General features: G+C 54.3%; 19 protein-coding genes. 7 read left to right on the forward strand and 12 right to left on the reverse strand.

Annotated elements, in window-relative coordinates; genetic code table 11:
• Positions 1 to 40: 40 nt before the first annotated feature.
• From SACSAC_RS23350 to SACSAC_RS23385, 8 genes are all read right to left on the reverse strand, one after another.
• Positions 41 to 931, reverse strand: a complete 891-nt coding sequence (locus SACSAC_RS23350) for an ABC transporter permease (RefSeq protein WP_037290827.1) — start codon at positions 929 to 931, stop codon at positions 41 to 43.
• Positions 932 to 1,115: 184 nt separating this feature from the next.
• Positions 1,116 to 2,804 (reverse strand): type 2 periplasmic-binding domain-containing protein, encoded by a 1,689-nt coding sequence (locus tag SACSAC_RS23355; protein ID WP_037290828.1) that lies wholly within the window; start codon positions 2,802 to 2,804, stop codon positions 1,116 to 1,118.
• A 515-nt stretch (positions 2,805 to 3,319) separates the two neighbouring features.
• Positions 3,320 to 4,975 carry a response regulator transcription factor gene (locus tag SACSAC_RS23360; protein WP_037290829.1) on the reverse strand — a complete coding sequence of 552 codons (1,656 nt, stop codon included), beginning with the start codon at positions 4,973 to 4,975 and terminating at the stop codon, positions 3,320 to 3,322.
• A gap of 27 nt (positions 4,976 to 5,002) precedes the next feature.
• Positions 5,003 to 6,772 carry a sensor histidine kinase gene (locus SACSAC_RS23365; protein ID WP_037290831.1) on the reverse strand — a complete coding sequence of 590 codons (1,770 nt, stop codon included), beginning with the start codon at positions 6,770 to 6,772 and terminating at the stop codon, positions 5,003 to 5,005.
• Positions 6,773 to 6,937: 165 nt separating this feature from the next.
• The gene (locus SACSAC_RS23370) at positions 6,938 to 8,671 is read right to left on the reverse strand and encodes a methyl-accepting chemotaxis protein (protein ID WP_037293629.1); all 1,734 of its coding nucleotides are present in this window, start codon (positions 8,669 to 8,671) and stop codon (positions 6,938 to 6,940) included.
• A gap of 159 nt (positions 8,672 to 8,830) precedes the next feature.
• The gene (locus tag SACSAC_RS23375) at positions 8,831 to 9,580 is read right to left on the reverse strand and encodes an amino acid ABC transporter ATP-binding protein (RefSeq protein WP_037290833.1); all 750 of its coding nucleotides are present in this window, start codon (positions 9,578 to 9,580) and stop codon (positions 8,831 to 8,833) included.
• Between the two features lie 25 nt (positions 9,581 to 9,605).
• Complete coding sequence (locus SACSAC_RS23380; RefSeq protein ID WP_037290835.1) at positions 9,606 to 10,274, reverse strand: amino acid ABC transporter permease; 669 nt, start codon at positions 10,272 to 10,274, stop codon at positions 9,606 to 9,608.
• A gap of 221 nt (positions 10,275 to 10,495) precedes the next feature.
• Positions 10,496 to 11,338: an amino acid ABC transporter substrate-binding protein gene (locus tag SACSAC_RS23385; RefSeq protein ID WP_037290837.1), complete on the reverse strand. Its 843-nt coding sequence runs from the start codon at positions 11,336 to 11,338 to the stop codon at positions 10,496 to 10,498.
• 386 nt (positions 11,339 to 11,724) lie between these two features.
• Here SACSAC_RS23385 and SACSAC_RS23390 point away from each other — a divergent pair, with 386 nt between their 5' ends.
• From SACSAC_RS23390 to SACSAC_RS23410, 5 genes are all read left to right on the forward strand, one after another.
• A complete protein-coding gene (locus SACSAC_RS23390) occupies positions 11,725 to 12,819 on the forward strand; it encodes an AI-2E family transporter (RefSeq protein ID WP_037290840.1) in 1,095 nt (364 codons plus the stop codon).
• A gap of 611 nt (positions 12,820 to 13,430) precedes the next feature.
• Complete coding sequence (locus SACSAC_RS23395; RefSeq protein ID WP_037290843.1) at positions 13,431 to 15,041, forward strand: gamma-glutamyltransferase family protein; 1,611 nt, start codon at positions 13,431 to 13,433, stop codon at positions 15,039 to 15,041.
• Between the two features lie 210 nt (positions 15,042 to 15,251).
• Positions 15,252 to 15,935: a general stress protein gene (locus SACSAC_RS23400; protein WP_037290845.1), complete on the forward strand. Its 684-nt coding sequence runs from the start codon at positions 15,252 to 15,254 to the stop codon at positions 15,933 to 15,935.
• Between the two features lie 47 nt (positions 15,936 to 15,982).
• A complete protein-coding gene (locus SACSAC_RS23405; RefSeq protein WP_156951078.1) occupies positions 15,983 to 16,642 on the forward strand; it encodes a general stress protein in 660 nt (219 codons plus the stop codon).
• 234 nt (positions 16,643 to 16,876) lie between these two features.
• Positions 16,877 to 18,439, forward strand: coding sequence for a methyl-accepting chemotaxis protein (locus tag SACSAC_RS23410; protein ID WP_037290846.1), 1,563 nt, complete (start codon positions 16,877 to 16,879; stop codon positions 18,437 to 18,439).
• Between the two features lie 135 nt (positions 18,440 to 18,574).
• Here SACSAC_RS23410 and SACSAC_RS23415 read toward each other — a convergent pair whose 3' ends face one another.
• Entirely contained in the window at positions 18,575 to 19,654 is a 1,080-nt protein-coding gene (locus tag SACSAC_RS23415) for a M23 family metallopeptidase (protein ID WP_037290847.1), read from the reverse strand.
• The gene (locus tag SACSAC_RS23420) at positions 19,651 to 20,808 is read right to left on the reverse strand and encodes a hypothetical protein (protein ID WP_156951079.1); all 1,158 of its coding nucleotides are present in this window, start codon (positions 20,806 to 20,808) and stop codon (positions 19,651 to 19,653) included. The genes SACSAC_RS23415 and SACSAC_RS23420 overlap by 4 nt, the downstream gene beginning before the upstream one ends.
• A gap of 364 nt (positions 20,809 to 21,172) precedes the next feature.
• Here SACSAC_RS23420 and SACSAC_RS23425 point away from each other — a divergent pair, with 364 nt between their 5' ends.
• A complete protein-coding gene (locus tag SACSAC_RS23425) occupies positions 21,173 to 22,993 on the forward strand; it encodes a flagellar assembly protein A (RefSeq protein ID WP_037290849.1) in 1,821 nt (606 codons plus the stop codon).
• A gap of 577 nt (positions 22,994 to 23,570) precedes the next feature.
• On the opposite strand, the gene SACSAC_RS23430 is transcribed toward SACSAC_RS23425, so the two are convergent.
• On the reverse strand, positions 23,571 to 24,206 hold the full coding sequence (locus SACSAC_RS23430) for an XTP/dITP diphosphatase (protein WP_245608680.1): 636 nt from the start codon (positions 24,204 to 24,206) through the stop codon (positions 23,571 to 23,573).
• The gene (gene rph / locus SACSAC_RS23435) at positions 24,203 to 24,961 is read right to left on the reverse strand and encodes a ribonuclease PH (protein ID WP_037290850.1); all 759 of its coding nucleotides are present in this window, start codon (positions 24,959 to 24,961) and stop codon (positions 24,203 to 24,205) included. Before rph ends, SACSAC_RS23430 begins: the two co-directional genes overlap by 4 nt.
• A 231-nt stretch (positions 24,962 to 25,192) precedes the next feature.
• Between rph and SACSAC_RS23440 the strand changes: the two genes are divergently transcribed.
• The gene (locus tag SACSAC_RS23440) at positions 25,193 to 25,750 is read left to right on the forward strand and encodes a phosphatidylglycerophosphatase A family protein (RefSeq protein ID WP_037290851.1); all 558 of its coding nucleotides are present in this window, start codon (positions 25,193 to 25,195) and stop codon (positions 25,748 to 25,750) included.
• The last annotated feature ends 29 nt before the right edge of the window (positions 25,751 to 25,779 follow it).

Genomic DNA, 25,779 nt, shown 5'->3' on the forward strand with positions numbered 1-25,779 from the left:
TTTCCCCGAAAGACGACCGCGCGATCGCGCGGCATCCGGATTAGAAAATGCGATACCCGGCCCATTTGTAGGCGAGACGGTACGAGATCAGGATCAGGACCATGCTAATGACCGATTTGAACAATCCGATAGCGGTACCGAAGCCCATTTCCCCGTTGAGGATGGCGGTGCGGTACACGAAGGTATCGATGATATCGCCTTTTTCGTACACGAGCGGATTGTACAGGTTGAAGATTTGGTCGAAGCCAGCGTTAAGCACGTTGCCGAGCGCGAGCGTACCGACGACCATCAGGATCGGGATCAGCGAAGGAACGGTAATGTGCAGCGTTTGCTTCAAGCGGGTCGCGCCGTCGATCTCGGCCGCTTCGTACTGCGACGGGTCGATGCCCGCCAGCGCGGCGAGGAAGATGATCGTGCTGTAGCCGAATTCTTTCCAGATGTCCGACACGATGACGGTGAAGCGGAACCAGTCGTTATCGCCGAGGAAGAAATACGGTCCGAGCCCGAAGACTCCCAGCACCCGGTTGACCAGACCGCCGGTTGCGAGCAAGTCGATCAGAATGCCGCCGAGGATAACCCACGACAGAAAGTGAGGCAGATAAACGAGCGTCTGAATGCCGCGTTGGAGAGCCGTTTTGCGAATTTCGTTCAGCAGAATGGCGAACACGAACGGGACGATCAGGTTGAAGACTAATTTCAGAACGGCGATAAACAGCGTATTCCAGATAACTTGAACGCTGTCCTCGCGCTCGAACAGGTAACGGAAGTTATCCAGCCCGACCCACTCGGAGCCGCTGATGCCCAGCCACGGCTTGTAATCCTGAAACGCCATCACGATGCCGCCCATCGGGATGTAGCTGAAGATAATCAGGAAGATCATTGCCGGCAGCAGCATCACGTGGAACGGCCAGGTTTTTTTTAATGTTTTCAAACGCTTCTCCTCCTTCGATTACTGAAAAAGGGCATGGGAAAGCAAAGGCCGCAGGGAAGGTCTCCCCCTGCCGCCTTCGATTTCCGCGGCTGCCGCAGAACGCTTTGGTGTTTGTTGACGATTCCGCGCTGCGTTCGGCTCGAGTGTTCAACACCGTGCGAGCCGAACGATCGCGGATCGAAGCTTATTTTTTAACCTGGTCGTACCATGCGTTGACTTCCGTCGTGATCTGGTCGCCGCCGCCCGCTTTCCAAGTGCTTACGAATTCGTCGAAAGCATCAGCCGTTTTTTTGCCGTAGATGATTTCGTTGAACGTTTGGTTTTCCATTTTGTTCAGATAGTCCATTTTGCTCTTCATCGTTTCGGTCGTCGGACCGGAGAACATGTTTTTGTACGAGATAGCATCCTGCTTCAACAGAACCTGAGCCGCGGCCGGCGTTTCTTTGCCGTAGTTGACCGCTACGTCTTTTTCCAGCTTGGTCTTCGGTTCGTTGCCTTCGGCCAGGCTTTGCAGAGCTTTCATCTGAGCATCCGGGATACGGGCGCCGTCGCGAACGAGCAGGTAACGCACCACGTTTACGTAACCGCCGTCGATCTCTTCGATCGGAAGCTGTTTGCCGTCGGCATCGAGCTGGTAATCATAGCCTGCGAACAGGCCGTTGTCGTACTGGCTGCCCGGTTCCGGGTTGGCGTAGTTGTCGAACAGATAGTTTTGGTAAGTGAAGAACGCTTCAGGGTGTTCCATGCCTTTTTTGATCAGCGTCACGCCGTTGGTGAACTGCGTGCCGTGTCTCATTGCTTTACCGTCCGGTCCGGCCGGGATTTCGATCGGAGCCCAAACGGCGTCAGGCGAGTTTTGCACCGTGTCTTTCAACGGCCAGCCGCTCATCCAGTAAGGTCCGGGAATGATGCCCGCCGTGCCTGCAACGGCCGGTTCTGCGGTTTTGTTTTCGTCCCACAGCGCGGCTTCTTGCGGAATGTAGCCTTTTTTCAGCCAATCGCTCAGCTTTTGCAGACCTTCTTTCATCCCTGGTTGGATCGAGCCGTAGGCGAGTTTGCCGTCCGCGTCGACATTCCATTGCTGCGGCAGCGTGCCGTAAGCGCCGAAGATCCAGGACGGATCGCCCATCCAGGTGTTCATCGAGGTCTTGAAGCCGATGCTCAAAGGAACGACTTGATCCGGGGAAAGGCCGTCCGGATTTTGGTTTTTGAACGCGTCCATGACTTTTTCCATCTCGTCGATCGTGGTTGGAGCTTTCAGGTTCAGCTTATCCAGCCAGTCTTGGCGAATCCAGAGCAGATAGTCGTGGTTGTAGGCGTAATCGAGGACAGGGATGCCCATCTTTTTGCCGTCTCTCATATAAGCGTTCCAGACGTTAGGATCTTGGTCGATCGCGGCTTTCCAAGTGTCGGAAGCGTATTTGTCGAACAGCGGTCCGACTTCTTCGTACATGCCGGAGTCGATCAGATCCTGCGCGATTTGGTTGTCGGCCGTGCCGATCGTCAGAATATCCGGCATTTCTTGCCCGGACGACATTGCGAGACGCAGCTTGGTGCCGAATGCGCCGTTGGTGTCGGTTACCGACCAGAGCGACTTGATGTCGATGCCGAATTGGTCTTTAGCCCATTTGGTTGCGACGCTATTTTCGATCGTTTCGCCGTTTTTGAAAGTCAGTGTCGGATCCACGCCCCAAGCGGTCGAGATCGTCACGGGCGGATCGTATTTTTCTTTGTATACGTTTTCAGCGCTTGGCGTCGCACTTGCCGCGCTTTCGTCTGTTTTGCCTCCGCCGGAACATCCTGCGAGTGTCGTAGCCAGCATAGCGCCAGCAGCCAAGAGCGGCAGCCATCTTTTGCGGGATATCGCTTTCATGTTGTTTCCCCCTTGTTTCGTCTACCTTGCCTCTTTATTATAGGGGCGGATCGCGGGGCGGCCTATGTCGCGATTGCAACATTCCTGCACCTTTGGCAAGCAAGGTGAAGAATGGTTGTTCCGATTAATCAAGTTCGGGGCGAGTGCAGCAGCCGTTCAAAATAAAGAAACTCCCGCGCCAATTTTCGAGAGGCGGTTGTAACGGATCGCATATCCGTTACACGTCTGTTTTGCTCGCTTTTGCGAATATAGCGGATCGTGGAGACACTTAGAAGTCGAAATGCAATAAAATCAGTGGGAAAATCGACTTTTTATCCCGCTAAGCGTCGTCTCGTTCCGTTAAAAATCATGAAGCTTCGATTTTCGGCTTTAAGCGTTGTGTCGATCCGTTAGAAATGGGACGGAAGAGAACATGCGAAGTTGAAGGTTGTTGTTTGCATGTTTGAAGGCAAGACCGTCGTTGAAACAAACGGAGGCGAAGAAAAGGGTGTGCCCTCCTTTTCTTCGCCTCCGTTTCAGCTATCTCTAAATTCATTCGGCGTCATGCCGTATTGTTTTTTGAACATCTTGCTGAAATACTGCGGATTCTGGTAACCCAACTCGCTCGTAATCTCATAAATCTTTTTCCCCGAATTTTTCAGCAGATGAGCGGCGCGTTCCATGCGCATGCGGATGATATAATCGCCCAACGCTTCGCCGGTTTCGGCTTTGTAGATTTTCGACAGGTATACGGGATGCAGATACACTTGATCGGCCAGCGTTTTGACGGACAGGTCGCCGTCCAACCCGGTGCCGACCAGTTGGCGGACGCGGCTGACGACTTTGCTGCGGCCGTCGCCCGCTCCGGCCGAAGTTTGTTCGGCCAAGCCGTCTAGCAACCGAAGTCCCCAGGTTCGCAGGCGCTGCGGCTGTTGAACCAGGCCGCGCGCCAATACGGGATCGAAGCCTTCTTCGCCGCCCAACTCGCCTACGGGCTGGCCTTCGCGGTGCGAGATAAACAGGAACGCGTTGGTCATCCACAAATAAATCTCGTACATCGGCGGACCGGCCAAGCCGGCCCGTTCCGCCGCGTCGAATACACCGGAGATTTTTGTTCGGACTTCGTCCCACTGATGCGATTCCAGCAGATGCAGCAGCGTAGGCGGCGCGTACATCAACTCGGTGACGCTGCCCCGGCCTTCGGTTGCGGGCGAAAGCGCATCGGATACCGAAGCTCCCGAAGCCGCGGCTTGCGGATCGACGTACACGGTTCGTCCGCTGTTTCCGGCCGCATACAGCGAACCGAGCGTGCGCCGGTAAGCCGCTCCCGGATGGCTGCCGCCAAGTTCGAACACGGTGGATACCGAGAGCGAAATTTCCCCTTTTAAATACAACCGCACATGCTCTTGCAGCTTCTCCAAACGCAGGTCGAGACCGCGCGCGGTCTGCTCCAATGTAGGCTCGCCACCGGAATCGCCTGGCTGAAGCAGCAGGACGAGACAGCCGTGCGGACCGCTTCCGTACCACAGCGGCTGACCGCGCAGCACCTCTTCGGCAATGTTGCCCGCTGCGAAGTCCATCAATTCCAACGAAGACTCATCCATTGTCGCAAAGCGACCTTCCAGACGAGCCAACAGCATGAGCGTAGGCCGTCCGGCTTGCAACGGCAGCTCGTACGCGCGAAGCTGCTCGCTAAGCGCTTGCGGATTCATTTCCCGCCCCAGCAGCAGCTCATGCAGCAGGTTTTCCCGCAGCACTTTGTAATCCGATTTCCGGCTGTACAGCAAGCGGTGAACCTTATCAAACTCGTCCCACTCTTCCCGCAGCGAATCGAGAGCTTCGGACACGGCCGCGACAAACTCGTCATCGTCCACCGGCTTCAGCACGTAATCGCTCGCCCGCAGCTGAAGCGCCTTTTTCGCATACGTAAAATCACTGTGCCCGGTCAGCAAAATGCAGCGTACCCCCGGCCAACGCCGACCGATCTCTTCGATCAGTTGAAGCCCGTCCATGCCCGGCATCCGAATATCGGTAACGACCAGGTCGATCGCTTCCTCTTCCATAATCGCCAGCGCCTCCGCTCCCGAAGCGGCGCGGCGTACCGTACTGACTCCGATCTCTTCCCAAGGAATCGTCAGCTCCAAACTTTCCGTTACATAAGTCTCGTCATCCACGAGCAGCACTTCGATCATGATGAGGACTCCTTTCTTTTTTAAAAATTATATCGAACGCCGCAGCGTCTCTTCATCATGGTCATCCTTCGGATGCTCGTTCCAGACCAACATCACCGTCAAACCGCCAAGCGGCGAATCTTCGGTTCGAACCCCGGCCTCCCGGGCGCTGCGCAGTTGCAGCCGCTGGTTGACGTTCCATAATCCGCAGCCCGTTTCTTCGCTCATCGGCTCGGCCAGACGCCGCTTCAGCTTTTCGCGCCCGACTTCGTCCAGTCCGCCGCCGTTGTCTTCGACGCGGATGATCACGGTTCCGTCTTCGCCCAGTTCTCCGGAAATCCGAATCAACCCGGATTCCGCATGCGGTTCGATTCCGTGAATGACGGCATTTTCCACGAGCGGTTGAAGAATAAGCGGCGATACATATAGGTCCAATAACTCTTCCGGCAATTCGATCACGTAATCGAGACGATTCATGCGCATCTTCTGAATCTCCAGATAGTGGCGCACGAACTCGACTTCTTCTTTTAAAGGAACCAGTTCCCGCTCCTGCCGCGTCGTGTACCGGTAGTACCTCGACAGGCTGTGCGACATCGCCACGACCGCGTCCATCCGTCCAAGCTTCGCCATGCTGGTCACGAACGACAGGCAATTATAGAAGAAATGCGGATTGATCTGCGATTGCAGCTGCTTCAGCCTCGCTTCTTTGACATGCAGCTGCTCCAAATACACGTGTTCGAACAGGTTCTGTATTTTGTCGACCATCTGATTGAAGCGCTCCGACAGAAAACTGAACTCGTTGCGGCCTTTCGGCTTGATGCGCACCGAATAATCTTCCTGCTGAAGACGCTGGAAACCCCGAATCAACTGGCGGATCGGGATCTGCACTTGCACATACAGCAGATAAGCCGCTACCGAGCCCATGACGAGCAGCGTGAGGATGGAAAAGTAGAACAGCAGATTGGATTTTTGGATCGGCGCCAGCATATCGGCCATCGGCATGTAATCGATCAAGTACCAACCGGTTTCTTTGGATAGCACGATGCTTACCATATAAGGTTCCCCGTCGATATTGACCGTGAGATTATCGCTTTCCGGCAGCGGCGATACGTTAAGCTTCTCCATCATTTTCTCCGTCAAATCGCGATCCGACGTCCGGTTGTAAATCACGCCCATGTCCTCTCTATAGTAAAAAGGATCATGCCGACCGTCGTCTTTGAACTTGTCGAGCATGTTCTGGATATTGCGGCTGTCGAATTCAAGCTCCACGATCGTCTCGGCTTTCAACGCGGGATCGGCGATGCCGTAAGGCGCAACCGTGAACCAGGAGAACAAGAAAATCTCTTCGTTGCCCTCTTTCGCCCGAGTCACCTGCCAGCCGGGCTTGATCGTGGCTTGCAGCAAAGCCGGATCGTAAGCGCGGGCATCATTCTCCGACACGACGCGGCGCAGCGACGGGGAATAGAGATGCAGGCGGCTTTTCCAATTCGACGAACTCTCCTGAATGCTCAGCTTGTTCTGAATGCGCTTGACCAGATTGATCTCGTCCAGATTAAAATAACCGCCGTTCGTATATAGTTTGCGGAAGCTTTCGATGTCCGGATCATGAATCAGCAGATTCGGCCAGGAAGCCAGCATTTCGATATTGGTATTGACCTGACTTTGGAAAAAGGCTAATTGGTTCTGATTCGATTCGCCGAGTTCCGCGCGCAGCACGTCGGTTGTCGTCTTGTTCGAATACCCGTAGAGCAGAGCCACCGGAATCCACATCAGGGTCAGAATCAGCATCATTTTCGCAAAAAGATTAGCGCGTGGCATCGGAGTCTCCTCCCTTTCGGTGTTTGCAAGCTCACTAATTGTAAGCGGTAACAATAAAGTCGGCAAGAGCATTCTCGCAACATTTCGGTTGTTTTCATAACGAAAAAAGGCTGCCTCGGCCATCGATGCGGCATTCGGGGCAGCCTTTATACGGAAAAGAATAGATTAAATCTTGAATTTAGCGATCAATTTGCTGAGTTCCAACGCGATCCCGTTCACTTCTTCCGAAGAAGCGGACACGATATCCAGCGATTCGCGTTGAAGCTGCGAGGCCTGCGTCACTTCAATCGCGCTGCCCGACGATTCTTTGGCGATTCCCGCCAGTTCATTCACCGAAGCGGCTACCTCTTCGGAGCTGGCCGACATTTGCTCCGTGACCGCCGACATGTCTTCCGTCTGCGTGGACACGTTGCCGATCGCCGCTTCGATCCGTCGGAACGCTTCGCCCGAACGCTGTGACAGCGTAAGGCCTGTTTCTACCTCGTGCATCCCCTCTTGCATTAACACGACCGCTTCATCCGTTTCCCGAATCATCAAGCCGAGAATGCCCGAAATTTGGTTCGCCGAAGTCGCTGACTGGTCGGCAAGTTTGCGCACCTCTTCCGCGACGACCGCGAAGCCTTTGCCGTGATCGCCGGCTCTTGCCGCCTCAATCGCGGCGTTGAGCGCCAGCAGATTCGTTTGCGAAGCAATGCCGGAGATAAGCCCCGCGATGCCTTCGATCTCGCGCGAACGCTCCTGAAGCTCGCGAATCCGCTCCGAGGAACGTCCGACCGACGTGCTGATGGCCGACATCTGGTCGCCGACGCGATCAATCGACTCCCCGCCCGCCGTCGCTTCCGTTTTCATCTCGGAAGCCGCTTCGGATACCTGATAAGCCGTTTGCGCGATCTCCTGAATGGCACGCGACATCTCTTCCATGACTCTCGACGTCTCTTCGGCCGAACTTTCCTGCGTGCGGGCTCCGACGCTCATGCGATCCGCGCTTTCCGTCACGCCGTTTTGAATGCGTACGTTTTTCTCGACTTCTTCCTGCAATGCGGCCGAAGAGTCGGCGGCTTGCTGCGCACGGCTTTGGACGCCCGAAATAATGGTTTTGATCTCAAGCGCCATCTCGGAAAACTTGCGGTTCAAATCGCCGAAGTCGTCTTTTCGATCCGTATGCAGCTGCACGTTCAGGTCGCCGTCGTTCATTTGGCCGATCGCTCCGAACAATTCGCGAATCGGCTTCATCATGCGGCGCATCACGAAATATTGAAGCGCAAGCACGCCGATGAAGCAGAGCGCCATGGCAAGCAGCGAAGTCAGTAAAATGTCCTTTGTATTTTGGGCAATATCCAGCGCATTGATGTCCAGTCCCATCACGGCGATCAGATTGCCCGAGTCGTCCAGGATCGGCTGAAGCATCGTGACCCAAGTTCCGTAGTCGTCGGTAAAAGCATTGGTGGTCGTCGCTTGTTTGCTCGCGATAATCGCCTGCATGGCTTTGAGCATCTCCGGAGGATTTTCATAGCGGGTACCCGGTACCATGCCGTCCGCCGTCAGATGGGTCGGCGAAGCCACGACGGTCTGCGTTCCGTTTTCCAGATCCGCGCCGAATACGTAAGCTTGCGCGACGTTCGGGTTCAAGTCCGACACTTGATCCAGCATCGGAGTCAGTTTTTTCCCTATTTCATTATCCGGAGCCGGATCGGCGACTGCTTCCGCAATCAGCGGATTGCCGATTTGGGCTCTTACGTAATCCGTTACGCCCAAGTATTGACTGCGAAGGCTGTCGAGCGCCATCTTCTGCTGCAATTTGACGGTGATACCCGTTAACAAACCCCCTACCAGCAAAATACCGAACGCGATCATGATCATATTTTTCGCAAAAAAGGTCAGTCTGAATTTGTTTCTCATGCGTTTCCCCCGTTTCTTCCGTTTCATCGCTTTATTTAGCGCCATATCTTTTTTTCGACAAAAAACCCGCCCTTTTAAATAGCTATATGTATAAAAATCAAAATAAAAGCCGCCGATCATAGTCTCGGCGGCTTTCTTGAGTCTGATTCATGTTCCGATTCATTCTTTGGACGTCAGCACATTCAAAAATTGGGAGGCGCGCTCGCTGGACGGGTTCTGAAGCACCTTCTGCGGCGGTCCTTGCTCCAAGATAACGCCGCCGTCCATCAGGACGACCTTATCCGCCGCTTCCGCAGCAAACTTCATTTCATGAGTCACGACAACCATCGTCATTCCCTCGGCAGCCAGCTCCTTCATGACCTTCAGCACCTCGCCGACCAGCTCGGGATCAAGCGCTGAGGTCGGTTCGTCGAACAGCATCACCTCGGGATCGGTAGCCAGCGCACGGGCGATGCCGACACGCTGCTGCTGACCTCCCGAGAGCTGGTGCGGGTATGCGTCTTCCTTGCCGCTCAAGCCGACTTTCGCCAGCAGCTCCAAGGAACGCTTGCGCGCCGCCTCCTTATCGCGCTTTTGAACCACGATCTGAGCTTCCATGACATTCTCCAGTGCGGTCTTATGCGGGAAAAGGTTATACGATTGAAAGACCATTCCGGTGCTCTGACGCAGCTTCAGCACTTTTTGCTTGTCCATTTTACGTCGCCCATTGAATTCTAGGGTAGTCTCTCCCAGTTGAAGCGATCCGGCATCCGGCGTCTCCAAGAGGTTCAGACAGCGCAGCAACGTCGTTTTCCCCGAGCCGGAAGGGCCGATGATCACGAGCACTTTCCCTTTTTCCAACGATAAATCAATGCCGTTAAGCACTTGCAGCGATCCGAACGATTTATGCAAATTACGAATTTCGATCATGGGATCTGACTCCTTTCCGGTCGGTTTATTGAGCGGAGAATCGGGATAACCGCTTCTCCATCACACTTTGCAGAGCATTCAATATCGTACAAATCGCGAGATAGATCACGGCCGCTTCCGTATAGAGCAGCAGCGGCTCATAAGTGGTTGCCGTAATCTGCTTCGCAACCTGGAACAGCTCGACCACCGTTATCGTATAAGCGAGCGACGTGTCTTTGACCAAGCTGATAAAAGAGTTCGATAGCGGCGGTACCGATACGCGTGCAGCCTGCGGAAGAATAACACGCCAGAGAGCCTGACCGCGCGTCATGCCGAGCGAATAGGCAGCCTCCCATTGTCCGTTCGAGATCGATTGGATCGCGGCACGGACAATCTCGGAATTATACGCGCCCATGTTGAGCGTAAAGGCGATAACCGCGGCCGGGAACGGATCGAATTCGATTCCGACGCTCGGCAGTCCGAAGAAAATGATAAACAGCTGCACGAGCAGCGGCGTCCCCCGAATTACCCATACATAAAAAATCGCGATTTGGTTGAGCACGGGGATTTTCCACACCCGTACCAATGCAACCAATACCGCTAGGATCAGCCCCAAAACGAACGAGATCAGCGCGAGCGTAATCGTGTATTGCAGCGCAGCCTTGATCATCGGCCATAAGGAATCGATCACAATTTGAATTTTACGATCATCCATGCTTCTTGTACCCCTTCCGCCGCTATCGGCATTCTTTTTCGCTATGAAGTCGGGCAAAACGTTCGTACTTCACTTTTACACGTAAATGCCTGCCATTGAACAAACAAAACGAGGCTGCTCCAGGACCCGCTTCGCGAATCCGGGATAGCCCCGCTTCCGTTGAAACCGTGAGCGGCTTCTTCCGTATCAGTAATGCGGCGTAACCGCGTTACGGATCATCATTATTTCGATACGTCTTCGCCGAAGTATTTCTCGGAGATCGTCGCGTACGTTCCGTCGCTGTGCATATCAGCCAGTGCTTTGTTCACGGCTTCGACGAGTTCCGGCTGGTTTTTCGCGAATACGCCGCCGCTTTGGGAAGCGTCTTCGGCTTCGGCAACGACTTTCAGCGCCAGATCCGGTTTTTGCTTTTTCAAATCGAGGAACGACAGGTTGTCGTTGATCGTCGCATCCGCACGGTTGGAATTTAGCAGATCGATCGCTTGCTGGAAGCCTTCGATCGCCACGATCTCCGCGCCGTTTTCCCGTGCGATATCGGCCAGGTTGCTGGTCAGCGATTGAGCGGACTTTTTGCCTTTCAGATCAGCTAGCGATTTGATGTCCGTATTGTCTTCGCGCACGATCAGCACCGCGCCGGAAGAGATGTACGGATCGGAGAAGTCATACTTTTCTTTGCGGTCGTCGCGGATCGAGACTTCGTTGAACACGGAGTCGAAGCGTCCCGCGTCGATACCCGCAAGCAGGCTGTCCCACGGTGCTTCTTCGAACTGAACTTCAACGCCGAGGCGTTTTGCGACTTCGCGAGCGATTTCCACGTCGAATCCGGTCAACTCGCCGCTTGCGTCATGGTAAGTGAACGGCGGATACGTGCCTTCCGTACCGATGACGATCTTATCGGCAGCTTTAATCTTTTCCAAAGAATTCGTTGCGGCAGCCGTGCTTTCTTCCGACGTGCCTGCGTTATTCGTAGCGGCTGTGTTGCTGCTCCCGTTATTGCTGCCGCAAGCGGCGAGCATCAAGGTCATCAGGATCGCAACAAGGCCGAGCATGGTCGCTTTTTTCATAAATGGTTTCCTCCGATTGGTTCTAAGATGATTGGACGATATTTCCAGCAGGACGCAACCCGCTGGCGGACATTTAGGTCGTGCAAGATTGAATTTTACGACCTGTCGGGCGGAAAGTCAATAGATTTTCGGTTAATTCCAATTAAATTTATCGGTTTTAAAAAAAACAATCGCGAAGCGCTATGTTTGCCCGTTTAGCCAAGCCTTGGCGCGCGCGGCGTGAACATCTCGTTTTTCGTTTAATATATAGAAGTGCATTTGCTTGCTAGGGCCGTAGATCATACATAGTTCATTGCCCAGTCTGCGCAAATCGCCCGGCTGACCGTTTTTGCGGCATTGCCGCTCATCGAAGCTCCGGGCACATTCATATCAGTAGGAGGACACATATGTTCAAGAATCGCTTTTTCGTCATAGGTGCGGGGGTCGCCCTTATTCTGCTGATTATATTCCTTGGCACGCTGGTTAAGTTCCTTTTCACGCCAGTCGTGTCGTTGGTCAGCTCCCTGGTGGTCCCGTTACTGATCGCCGCATTTTTCTATTACCCGTTACGTCCTCTTGTGCGCTTCCTGGAACGCAAAAAGTGGAAACGCTCCTGGTCCGTAATGTTGATCTTCGTGGTGTTTATTCTGCTTATCGTAGGCGCTTCTCTATGGGTATGGCCTACGCTGCGCGATCAGGTTGAAAGCTTCGTTACCAATGCGCCTCAGCTTGCGCAGGATGCGGTCTACCAACTTCAGCAGTTGCAAAACAACCCGACTATCAGCCGATTCATTCCGGCCGACTCGGCCCAGAACCAAGAACTGCTCGACCGCTTGTCGGGAGTGCTGGATACTTCGCTGACATGGCTGTCGGATAACATCACGAACATGTTCTCGTTCGTTTCGAGCTTCGTGCTGGTTATCGCGACCTTCCCGATCCTGCTCTACTTCCTGCTGCGCGACGATTATAAGCTGCCGGGTTATCTGCTGAAGATCTTCCCGAACGAACAGAAAGACGACGGAAAAGTAATGCTGGGCGAAATGGACGACGCGCTGAACGGCTTCATCGCCGGACGGGTTATCGTCAACCTGATGCTCTGCGTGCTGCTCTATATCGGCTTCCTGATCATCGGACTGCCGTATTCGCTGCTTCTGGTCATCATCTCGTTCTTCTTAAACTTCATTCCGTTCATCGGAGCGTTCCTCGCCGGAGTCCCTGTAGGCATCGTCGGCCTGATCGAATCGCCGAGCATGGCCATCTGGTCGATCGTCATCGTGATCGTGGCGCAGTTGATCCAAAACAACCTGCTGGAACCGCTCGTGTTCGGCAAACAGCTGGACATGCACCCGCTGACCGTCATCGTCCTGCTGCTCGTCGGCGGCGACATCATGGGCATCCTGGGCATGCTGATCTGCATCCCGATCTACATGGTGGTCAAGATCGGCATCCGTCATATTTATCAAATGTATTTGAAAAGCAAGATCAAAGGCACGATCAGCTAATAGCTTGACCCGTCTTAATCAGACAGGCGTAACCTTACATTCAACTGGCTCAAACTACTAGTCGGGCATTTAAATGCCTTGAAGCTGCCCTCGAAAGTTACGCATGCGGGGGGAAACGAGAAGACTGCGAGAGAAATTCGTTCAAGACGCTGTCTCACTCGGAAAACTGGATCAGAATTTTATTGGTTGTTTTCCAAGTTCAAAGGCGTCTTGAACTGAATTTCTCTCTACGTCTTCTCGTTTCCAGTTACGTTGGATTTTCTCGACATGTGCAGGCATTTGAATGCCCCTTTCATTCTCAAAAAAGGTCTTTTCGTTGCCCCAAGCTTCAGCGGAGGGGGAAATTCAGTGAGAGACGCCTTTGAGCCTGAGAATTGTAGAGTTGACCACAGGTTCAATTCTACAATTCTCAGGCGAGACAGTGACTCGAACGAATTTCTCCCGCAGCGCCCGCGCTTGTTCCAACGAACAGGACTTCCATCTCGTCAAGTCGTTCTCCTCCACTGGAAGAGAGCGGCTTTTTATTAGGCTCAAACGCGTATGCTTCCTCGCGGCGATATTCGTCACGCCTACACGCATTTTGATTTCGCAGACAGGAGATGATTGATCGCATGAATTTCGATCCGCTATATCAACCCTATCCCTCCCACCGTCTCCCCACCTATGCCCGCAACGGCATGGTGGCCACTTCTCAGCCTTTGGCTGCGCAAGCCGGATTGGATATTCTGAAAGCTGGCGGAAACGCGATCGATGCGGCGATTGCCACGGCCGCTGCGCTTACGGTGCTGGAGCCTGCTTTTAACGGAATCGGAGGCGACGCGTTCGCGCTGGTCTGGACCAACGGCGAGCTGCACGGCTTGAACGCCAGCGGTCCGGCTCCGGCTTCTTTGTCCATCGACGCGCTGAAAGAACGGGGAATCGAGGATATGCCGAAATACGGCGTCGTACCGATCACCGTCCCCGGTGCGCCTTCCGCCTGGGCCGAACTCTCCCGTCGATTCGGACGCTTGTCCCTTGAACAAACGCTTGCGCCTGCGGCGCGCTATGCCGAAGAAGGCTACCCGGTCCCTGCAAGCCTGGCTTATTTCTGGAATCGAGCTTACCGGATCTTCAGCAGTCAGCTTCAGGGTGAAGCCCATGCCGAATGGTTCCGTACCTTCGCGCCCGATGGCCGCGCTCCGAAAGCCGGCGAAATGTGGAACTCCCCTAATCACGCCGCTTCGCTGCGGGAGATTGGTCGAACCAACGCCGAATCGTTCTATCGCGGCGAGTTGGCGGCGAAGATCGTCCGGCATCTCAAGGAACATGGCGGATTTTTGACGGCTGAAGATCTGGCCGGTTATCAACCGGAATGGGTGAATCCCGTCTCTGCGCGCTATCGAGATTACGAGGTGTGGGAGATTCCGCCGAACGGCCAGGGAATGATCGCTTTGATGGCCCTGAATATTCTGGACGGCTTTGCTGCCGGAGAAAAAGACAGCGTTCCGACGCTGCATCGCCAGTTGGAAGCGATGAAGCTGGCTTTTGCCGACGGAGAAGCCTATATCGCGGATTCCAAGCATATGCGAATGTCCGTCGAAGGGTTATTGTCCCGAGAATATGCGGAAGAACGCCGTAAGCTCATTTCCGACGAGGCCGCTTTCCCCGGTCCCGGCACGCCGCCTTCGGGCGGAACCGTCTATCTCGCCACCGCCGACGGCGAAGGCAATATGGTCTCCTTCATTCAAAGCAACTACATGGGATTCGGTTCGGGAATCGTTGTGCCCGGAACCGGCATCGCGCTGCAAAATCGGGGACATAGCTTCTCCATGGATCCTCGGCACGACAACGCGCTTGGTCCCGGCAAACGAAGTTATCATACGATTATCCCCGGCTTCCTGACCCGCGCCGGCGAAGCCGTAGGCCCGTTCGGCGTCATGGGCGGCTTCATGCAGCCTCAAGGCCATGTCCAGCTCGTCATGAACACCGTCGACTTCAACCTGAACCCTCAAGCCGCCCTCGATTCCCCCCGCTGGATGTGGGAACACGGCAAAAGCGTTCAAGTCGAGCCGGATTTCCCTATTCATCTGGCACAAGCCCTCATGCGCAAAGGCCACGAAATTAAAATCGCGCCCGACAAAGGAGTGTTCGGACGCGGACAAATTATATGGCGCGATCCCGCAACTGGGGTTCTTTGCGGCGGAACCGAGACGCGAACCGACGGCTCGATTGCGGCGTGGTAGTGTTTTCAAGAAGGCTGAAAGCATTACGTATCCGCTAGCGAATTTCTCTCGCAGTCTTCTCTCTTCCCCCGCCTGCGCAACTTTCTCGACATGTCAAAGCCCTAAAAGCTTTTCATTCCCTTTCACGTTTCTATTTCAGGCGGAGGTTTAAATATGTGACGTATGGTATTTCGGTTCATCATCCTAATCCATCATGAGGAGGGCATAGACATGAACAGAAAAATTATCGGTATATTTGCCACGGAGCAGGAAGCTTCGCGAGCGATCGAAGCCTTGAAACAAAGCGGCTATAACTCGGACGATATCTCGGCGGTCACCCGCAGTGCCGAAGAAGCGCGAAAATTCGAAGACGAAACCGTGACGCTCGCGCAGGAAGGCGCGACGGGCGGCGCCGCAACCGGCGGCGTCATCGGAGGCATCGGCGGACTGTTGGCCGGACTCGGCGCGTTGGCGATTCCCGGCATCGGCCCTTTGCTTGCCGCAGGACCGATCGCAGCAACACTGGCAGGCGCGGCCGTCGGAGCCGCTAGCGGAGGGTTAATCGGAGGATTGATCGGACTCGGAATCCCCGAACACGAGGCGAAAGAATACGAAGCCCTCGTAGGCGAAGGAAGAATTCTGGTCATCGTGGATACCGAAGAAACCAACCGAAGCGAAATTTATCGCATTTTCCATGAAAATAATTCACTGAATAGACGTTACGACGAAGAGTTTGCGGACATCCATGCGACGACGACGGATGATCCCTTGTATCGGGAGACGCCTGCAATGGGCGCAACCAACATGGATGCCAACCGCATGGACGGCACGCCTGTCGGCAATCGGGGATTAGCGAGCCCGGCTGACTTGGAGAGCGACCCGAACAACCCGCTCGACCGCAAGCGCAGATCCTGATTTTTCGAGCACAGCGATCTATTTTTATTTCTAAGGAGGACGACCGCATGATGCAAAAGATGGTAGGCGTATTTCTGACCGAACGGGAGGCCGCGGAAGCGGTCGAAGAGTTAAAAAGTCATGGATATCAAACAGGCGATATCTCCATCGTGACGCGTAACCGCGAGCATGCCGAGGAGATTCTGGATCAACATCACAATAAGGCTCCCGAAGGCGCCGCAGGCGGCGCGGCAGCCGGGGGAATCCTGGGCGGCGTCGGGGGGCTTCTGGTAGGACTCGGCGCGTTGGCTATTCCGGGGATCGGCCCTCTGTTGGCGGCAGGTCCGATCGCGGCAGCCTTAGCCGGCATTGCCGTCGGAGCTACAGGAGGCGGCCTCGTCGGCGGACTAATCGGGCTGGGCATTCCCGAAGATGAGGCGAAAGCTTATGACGAGCACGTCGGAGGCGGACGCGTTTTGCTCATCGTGGAAGCAAACAGCGAATCACGCCCCGAAGTCGAAGCCATTTTCCGCAATCAGTACGCGCTGAATCATACCCGACTTGGCGGATCTGATGATCGAACGGACAATCTGCAGCCGACGAAGACTCACGGAGTCAACACTCCCGTAGATACAGAGAATTCCGTCAACCCATCCGTTAATCCCGGACTCGAGACTCCTTCTTCACCGATCGACGACCCAACTCTTCCTCCCCGCGCTCAACGGTAACACCTGATGGACGACGGGACTCCACAGCGCATTCCGCAAAGATTTTCATCGCAAACGTTTTCTGTTTAGCCGAATTCCAAAATCAGGAATTGTGCAGCTGTTCTCGCTTTCATTTCAAAAAAATCGACATTAATTTTCGCAAAAAGCCCCTACACGCTTAGGGGCTTTTTGACGATAATGGAAGTAGGTCTTACGTACTGCGCAAATTATCATATAGACGGGGGAAGTGAGCACTTGAGCAATTTCGAACGTGTTATGTACCAACGCAATAAAATCATCATGTGGATCTTGTGGGCTCTTTTCCTGCTGCTGGGCATCACCAGCCTCAACCTTACGCTGCAAACGCAAATCGGTGCGGGGGCATTGGGCGTTTTCGCTGCCGGGTTCACTTGGCTTACGCTCAGTAAAAAAGGCCTGCATATTCTTCCTTACGCCGCCGCTTTATTTTTCTCTATTACTTATGCAGCCGTTTTCGCGTCAACGATCAATGTGTTGATTGCACTTGTTCCGGTCGTGTTGCTGCTGCTGTATCCACGTTACCGCTACGTCTTGCTCTATTCGGCAATCGCCGTTATCGCATTACTGGTCTCCTGGATTCGCGGTGCCGATGTCTTCGTGCCCGAAGGCAGTACCATGGTGCTGGTCTTTACCGTTGTCTTGTTCGCGGCGATCGCGGCGATCGCCGTACTGATCGGATTCGTGAATGAAAAGCTGTTTGCCGACTTGGCTGCCCAAAGGGAAAAAAGCAAAGCCGACGCGGCTCAAATCGACCTTGTTTTATCCCAGGTGAAATCTTCGGTGGACGAACTCAGTAAATTTGCCCGTAAATCGAAGGAAAACGTAACCTTGAACGAACTGATTACCGGAGAGATCACCAATGCCTTTACCCAAGTCGCGCAAGGTGCCGAGAGCCAAGCCGACAGCGTATCCGATATTTCAGACAAAATGTCCGCGAGCGACCTGGAGATCGAAGGCGTCGTGCAGAACTCCTCGATGATGCGCGATCTGTCCGAGCATACGGCCAATGTGACGCAAGAAGGTTCCGGTCGAATGACCGAGCTGCGTTCGCATATCGATCAGGTGTACTCCGTCATGAACGATACCGCGAATGACATGGAATTGTTCCGCGAGCAAAATCAACAGATTGCCCAGATCCTGTCGACCATCTCCGAGATCGCCAGCCAGACCAATCTCTTGGCACTGAATGCGGCGATCGAAGCAGCCCGTGCAGGTGAAGCGGGACGCGGCTTTGCGGTCGTCTCCGACGAAGTTCGCAAACTGGCCGAGCACTCGCGCGAATCGGCCGAACAGATCAGCGGCATTCTCGGCGAGTTGCAGCACGGTACCGAGCGTCTGATGAATCAGGTGATACGCGGTCGCGAAGCTGCGGAGAACAGCCTTGGCGCTGCCCAACGCTCCGAACAGGCGTTGACGGAAATCAACGAAAATACGCATAAACTGCTGGACCAAGCCGGCGAAGTCGAACACCGTTCCGAGAAAATGAAGACCGCTTCTTCGGAAGTCTCGGTACAAGCCGTCGCCATCTCGGCCGTCACCCAGCAAACCAATGCCGCGATGGAAGAGATTCTGGCCGGCATGGGCGAGCAAAAATACATCACGGGTCAGATGACCAACAGCTTCAACCAATTGGAGCAATTGATCGGTAATCTCCAGGAGCTCACTGCATTGAAGATCGAGACCCAAGAGATCGACGCAACTCCCGAAACGAAAAGCCGCAAGAAAAAACGTCGGGCCGAAGAAGATCCGTCAAACGGCGAAAAGCCTATTGCAGGGTGATAAGTTCAAGCCGGACAATCAGGGCGGATCGGCGCTTTGACCGGTGCACTTTGGATTAGCTTTGATTAGCCTATAGGAAAAGCCGTTCCACGCCGCGTTTTTGCGGTATCGGAACGGCTTTTTTTCTATTCCGGATTACTCAATCGAGAATGCCCGCGAAGCCGCATCCGCTTTTGCCGAAGATGCCGCATACAATACGCGGTCCGGCTGCTTGTAAAACTGCGGCCATAGTCCGTGACGGTACGCGGCGGAATTCGGGAACGTCGGATCGTTGGCACGAATCGCAGCCGCGTAGACGTAGACCTTTTGTCCTTTGACCGCTCCGGTCGCTTTTTTCAGATCGATTCGATAACGAAGCGTGTTCGCATCGTACAGGCTAAATCGGGTCGTCGACATTTTCCATTTGCCGCTCGAACCGATCTTGTAATGCAGCTGGATCTCCGCCGGGCGATTGCGATCATATTGATTAGTCTGCGGATTATCCGTTCCGGCATACGCCGTCAGATAGAGCAGATTGCCATCCTGCCAATCCGCGGATACATAGTCGAGATCCGAGCCGGCATTCCAGGTCTCCAATGAAGCATGTCGATAGAACAAATACATCGGCATCGTCTGGATATCCGCAGCTCCGCTTCGTCCCCGGCTCACCTGCTGAATATGCAAATGCGGGTTGTAGCGTTTGGCGCGATCAATCGTGCCGATCACGGTCGTCTCCGTCACGTAGTCGCCGACCCGAATCCCCGATGCGCCTGAACCGGCCGGATCGATATGCACATACTGCACATAGACACCGTCCGGCGTTCCGTCTCCATCCGTATCCTGATCGATAATCACGCTGCCGAGCTGAGCGGAGGTATCGTGCTTAACCTCGGTCACTTTTCCCGGCAAAACGGCATACACCCGATCTCCCGACGCCATCGCCAGGTCAGCGCCGTTATGCGGATTGGTTCCGCTGACGACGTTACGCGGCTGGTTCGTCTTGCTCTCGACCGGCGAATAACGCTCGAACAAACCGTCCGCGTCGCTTCTGGCCGGCGTCATGGCAGGAGCGATCGACGCTTTAACGCCGTATTGTTGCAGGAATCTCGCGCCGTAATCGGCTGCCGACGCTGATGTTGCGGCTCCCAGCACGAGCAAAAGACCCGCGGTTAACCCGATTTTCCGCCCGATACGGCTTCGCGCTCCCGCGCCTTTTTTCCCAAGATCAAGTTTCATGGTTTCACCTCTTTGGCGATGTCGATGACGTAGGTCGATTCTCCCGCTGTCGTCCGGTTACGCGTCTGGACGAGCAGCGTCTGTTCATCCTGCCAGGAAACGCCGATGATCGAACTGCCCGCCGGCTCCTCGAACGCCTGGCTTTTGAGCGTTTTGGCGTTAAGCAGGATCAGGGTCGATACTCGGCTCGAACGATCCGGCGCGTTCACCAAGGCAAACCAGGGTCCCTCATCTGAAGCCGCTATGGAGCGAAGATGATTGAGCCCTCCGCCACGGAACGCCTGCTGTTTCCCCGTCGATAAATCGCGCACGTTCAACGAACCGTCCGTTGTCTGCGCCAGAAGGTGACTGCCGGATACGGCCGAGACGGAGAATCCCGAGACCAGCTTGGCCGAAGCTCCGCTTCCGCTGTCCACCTGCACGATCCCGCTATCGCCTAAATCCAGGTAAAAACGATTTTGCGCATCCCATCCCAGCACCGTATATCCGGCTCCGTAGACCTTTTTTTCCGCGCCCGTACGCAAGTCTTTCACCCAGTTCTCGCCGTCTTCATTCCGGGTCGCCGTCATATTTCGAGTCGTCCAAAAGAGCAGCTTGGTCCCGTCGGGGCTGAGCGAAGCTCGTTGTCCCCAGACCACCATTTTCGCCGAACCGCCGGATGCAGCCGTTTTGCGAGTTGTACCGGTTTGCCCTTTTAAAAAGACGGATAATGTGCGCTTCTCGGGATCAAGCCTGTAAATGGACGCCGCAACCTCAACCAGCACCCGGCCGTCCGGGAGCGTAAGCAGTTCGTACCCGAGATCCGGCGAAGGCAGGACGTTAATCTGATCTCCCGATTTTATGTAACGGAAAGTGAGCGTATCGTTTAACCCATCAACAGCCAGCTTGGCCGTGAACGTTCTCGTCTGGCCTTCGGCCGCTGTTGTTCCTGCACGCTTCCCTACTCGGCTTGTCGCCGGATCGATCGAAGATGCAGCTTGCTGCTTTTCCGCATACCCCGGCATTTCCAACCTGAGTCCTCGCTCCGCAACCTGTCGTCCCGCTTCCTTCCCCGCTCGCGTCCACACTGCCGAATCCGCCAATGCAGCGCCTGTAGCAAGTCCAAGTACAAGCGTAAGTGTGCCTATAGCCGCAATTTTAACTGTTCTGCGCATGCTGTTCCCACCGTTCCTTTCCCTCCTGAAGTTGTGGAATGAATCGTTGCGCCCAATGTACCTGAAAAAACCTCGGTATGCAATAAATCGGTCAATTTGGAAAAGGTTATTGAAAAATAGGTCTAAAGGTATTATTCTATTCAGTGAAAAAGACTTATTTTTTTGTTATGCCTACTTTAATTTTAGTAATTTTCTTAATAAATCATATCCATAGTCCTAGGGCGTGTTCTTTGAACGTCAGATGCTATATTTACTCCAATCCTCCCGACAGGTACCTTGTCAATTCTTAATCAGAGGTGTTCACCAAACTGGGTACTTGCTGTCATGCCGCCTAATTATCATCATCTAGAGGAGGTCTTTTCGTATGCCGGAATCACGCTCTGTGTCAGAAAATGAAGATACCGGATTCGTTGACGTCGCTCTGCTTTCGAATCGGGATTCCGTTATGTCAGACGGAAGCATCGCTATTCGCGAAAGCAAGTTGCACGTTACCGATCCGCACGGAGACGGCGCGTTTGCAATCCTGATTCCGATTCAGCCGCTTCGTCTATGGCTGAACGGAATGGAACTGACCGAAGCTTTGCCGGTTCGTTCAAGCGATCGTATCGAGTGGGAACGCCCCGCAGAACCTTTATACCGGATCGAAGTTTCGCCGGATCGGATGGAGGCGACTATACGCGTATTCGCGGACGTCGAATATGCCTGGAAGCTTGAAGACTGCGTCGCGGCTTCATCGCTGGCGCCGAAATGCATTCCTGATCCGGAAAAGATCGTGCGCAAATTGGAAATTACGGAGATCATGGCCGAAGTCGGAGCGCTGGGAATTCGCAAAAACCTGAATGTTTCCGCTATCGTGGAAGCGCTTCAAGAAGCTGCGGACCAGGTCGTTCGTTTTGCTTTCGGGCAAGCCCCGTTACCTGGTACGGACGCTCGGCTCGACTTGCTTTTCGAGCAAAAAATCGAAAATGCTTTCGAAGAAGTCGGCGGTTCGCTGGACTATCGCAATCATCTTCGCATCCCTTCCGTGCAAGCAGGTGACCTGCTCGCGCGGCTTCAACCTTCCGAACCGGGAGTGGCCGGCTTCGACGTGTACGGAGAAATCATCCAGCCTTTACCTGTCCGGGAGATCGACCTGCGTGCCCGGCAGCATGTCGAAGCACGGGAGAACGGCACCTTTGTTGCGCTCAAAGCGGGCCGTCCCTGTATCGCGGAAGGCGCGATTCATTACCTGGACGTCTCGGACGCTTATGTGGTCTCGGGCGACGTCGATCTGAAAACCGGACATATCATCTTCTCCGGCGATGTGACCGTACACGGAAACATCACCGACAATATGATCGTGGAATCGCTCGGGAACGTATACGTATCCGGCGGCGTGTATAATTCCACCATTACGGCGGCAGGCAGCATTATCGTGCAAGGCAGCATTATCGGCAGCCGTCTGTACTCGGGAAGCTTCGGACTGTCCTTCAATCGGCTGTACCATCTGTCGCAAAAGTTGAAGGATGAAGTCGGCATGCTGCTCCAAGCCACCCGCACCTTATACGCCGAAGTCGGCAAACGCGGACAATCTGCACGCTTCGGCCAAGTAGCTCTACTTTTACTTAAAAGCAAGTTCAAAGAGATTCAACCGGAGATCCGGGAACTGCTTCAGGTGCTGGTTACGGTCCAACGGGGAACAGGCGGTGCTTCGAACGAGTTCGCCGACGCGCTCAATCTGATGCTTTCGCCGACGCAAATGATCGAATCCCTCAGCGAAGAGCTGCTGACGCGCCTTCAGATCAATTTGGATCGGGAAAACTCTTTCGTGAACGATATGCAAAAAGGCGACTCCCAAATCGAATTGTCCCGCTGCCAGACCAGCACGATCAAGTCCAACGGCAACATCCTGATCCATAAGGAAGGCGTCCTGCAAAGCGATCTTTATGCCACGGGTTTTATCAAATTCGCTCATCCTTCCTCCGTCTGCCGCGGTTCCTGCCTGGAATCGGAGGATCGCATCGACGCCAGAACCGTCGGCAGCGCCGGAGGCGCCCCGTGCATTCTTCGGGCTAAACGAACGATACACGTATACCGCATGTTCGAAGGCAAAATCTCCGCCGGCGGCCTGCACCGCGAGATTCTGTCTCCGATTCAAGACTGCACCTTCGGCTGTATCGAGGGTGAAATCGCGATCTCGAATTGAAAATTTGGAAGCGTTAACTTGGTTGCTCGCTGAGAGACGAGGGAAACATTGTTTGGGAAAGAAGCTTGGCTGCGCTGCGGGGGAAATTCGTTTCGGTCGCGTGTTGCATTTGGGAAGCTGAATTGGATTTTATAAGGAAGCTTCCCAAATACAAAGGCGAACGCTGACGCTCCTTCACTGAATTTCCCCCTCCGCTTGTCGCTTCGTTCAAGATCGGATTCCCTCAACCCTCTGTTTTTGGCGCAGCCAAAAACAATTTTCACTTCTCGCTGCGCATTGAAGTGAAAATAAAAAACAAAAAGAAAGAGCCTGCGAAGAATAATTTCGCAGGCTCTTTCTTTTAAAATCTTTTTAAAAACCCCTCATGGACGAGCCCGACTTTAAGTTGTCGGGACGGCCCTATCCCCGAGCGAAGCGCCGGGGGGCGGAGGGAGAAATTCAGTGAGGGACGCCTTTGAACTCGGAAAGCCGTAGGCTTTCTGAGTGAAACAGCGTCCCGAACGAATTTCTCCCTCCGCCGCCCCTCCCGCTTCCGAAGCGAATAGGACCTTCCAGCGACCATTCAAAGTCGCGCGAATCAATGAAGCTTCGCGATTAGGCGGGTCAAAGCCACGCCGCGGTGGCTGATGCTTTGTTTTTCTTCGACGCTGAGTTCGGCCATGGTGCGCTCGAATTGCGGGACGTAGAAGAGCGGGTCGTAGCCGAAGCCGCCGGCTCCGGCGGTCTCGGACGTGATCCAGCCTTCGACGTCGCCTTCGGATTCGAGGCTGCGGCCTGTGGCCGGATCGTACAGGACCAAGGCGCAGACGAAGCGTGCTGCGCTAAGCAGCGGCTGCTCGGTATCGTCGCCTTGGCGCAGACGCATCAATTCGTCAAGCAGCTTGGCGTTATTGGCCGAATCGTCGCCGTGCTCTCCGGCGTAGCGAGCGGAATAGATGCCGGGCTCGCCGTCCAACAGGTCGACGCACAGACCGGAATCGTCTGCCAACACGGGCAGGTTCAAGAAATCTCCGATTTCTTTGGCCTTTTTAAACGCATTTTCCGCAAAAGTGTTGCCGTCCTCCACGACTTCCGGAGCGTCCGGGTATTCGTGCAGGCTGTGGACTTCTTTGCCGAACGGAGCCAAGGCATGCCGGAACTCCCGAACCTTTCCCATGTTGCGGGTTGCCACTACGACGATCTGCTTGTTGTCGCCGCTCATTCCTTCGATCATGCCAATCCCCCGATCTCATGGTTGCCGATCTTCAATGCGCCTGCACCCAGAACCTGCTTCTGAACAGCGATCATTTGCTTCACGCCGATCTCGCCCAATTCCAGCATCTGATTCAATTCAGCGCGACTAAACGGCCGATCCTCGCCCGTGCCTTGCAGCTCGACGAATTCGCCGGATCCGGTCATGACTACATTCATATCGACGGCAGCGGTGCTGTCTTCATCGTAACGCAAATCCAGCAGCGCCTCGTTTTCCACGACGCCCACGCTGACCGAAGCCAGGAAATCGGTAATCGGGTAGCGCTTAAGCTTCCCTTGCTCTTCCAGCTTGTTCACGGCCAGGCACATCGCGACAAAAGCACCGGTGATCGATGTCGTTCGCGTGCCGCCGTCCGCCTGAATCACGTCGCAATCGACGGTGATCGTCCGCTCGCCGAGCGCTTGCAGATCGACGACCGAACGCAAAGCGCGTGCAATCAGACGCTGGATTTCCATCGTGCGCCCGCCCAGCTTGCCTTTAGCCGATTCGCGGATGTTGCGCGTATGCGTGGCACGAGGCAGCATCGAATATTCAGCCGTTACCCAACCGCGGCCTTGTCCTTTCATAAAAGGAGGAACCTTCTCCTCGACCGTCGCGTTGCAAATGACTTTCGTGTCGCCGACTTCAATCATCACCGAACCTTCGGCGTATTTGTTCGTATTAATCTCAAGCTTGACCGGGCGAATCTCGTCCGGCTTTCTGTCATTCCTGCTCACTTCGTTGTCCTCCCGTATCCGCAATATGAGGTTAACCTTTTAGGCAACGTCATAGTTGTCGCTTTGTTCCCCTCATTTTAGCAAACTGGGACGCCAAACGCACGGTCATTCGCTTTTTTGGGGGGATTTTGATTCAGTGACGCCGAATATGTACAGATGTTAGGTATATTTTATAAATCTGAGGTGAATCTTATGCAAACTCCAGAGAGACCCACTCCGAAAGAAGAACAAATGGGCATACCCGAACGTCAGGCTTACTCGCTCAACAGCCGCAAGGTCGCGGAAGCGACAAGAAGCTGGCTGGAAAAGCGCGGCATCAAGATCGAAGAAATTGCCGAACTCGTTCTCTTTTTGCAGAAAAAATATTATCCGGGCCTGACGATGGAAGAATGCGTGCATAATGTGGAAAAAGTGCTGGAAAAGCGCGAAGTCCAAAATGCCGTGTTGACGGGCATTCAGCTCGATGTGCTTGCGGAAGAAGGCAAACTGCTCTCTCCGCTGCAAGAAATGATCAAAAACGACGAAGGCTTGTACGGTGTCGACGAAATACTGGCTTTATCCATTGTTAACGTCTACGGCAGCATCGGGCTGACCAACTTCGGTTATGTCGACAAGTTGAAGCCCGGCGTGCTGGAACGTTTGAACGATAAAAGCTTGGGACCGGTACACACCTTCTTGGACGACATCGTGGGCGCAATCGCCTCGGCTGCCAGCAGCCGCATTGCCCACAACAAGCAAAGCGAGCGCGAGGTGGAAATCGAACTACCGAAAGAACCGGGAGACGATTAAGCGACCGACGGCATGAAGCCGGATCACCC

This window comes from Saccharibacillus sacchari DSM 19268 (assembly GCF_000585395.1).
Classification (GTDB): Bacteria; Bacillota; Bacilli; order Paenibacillales; family Paenibacillaceae; genus Saccharibacillus; species Saccharibacillus sacchari.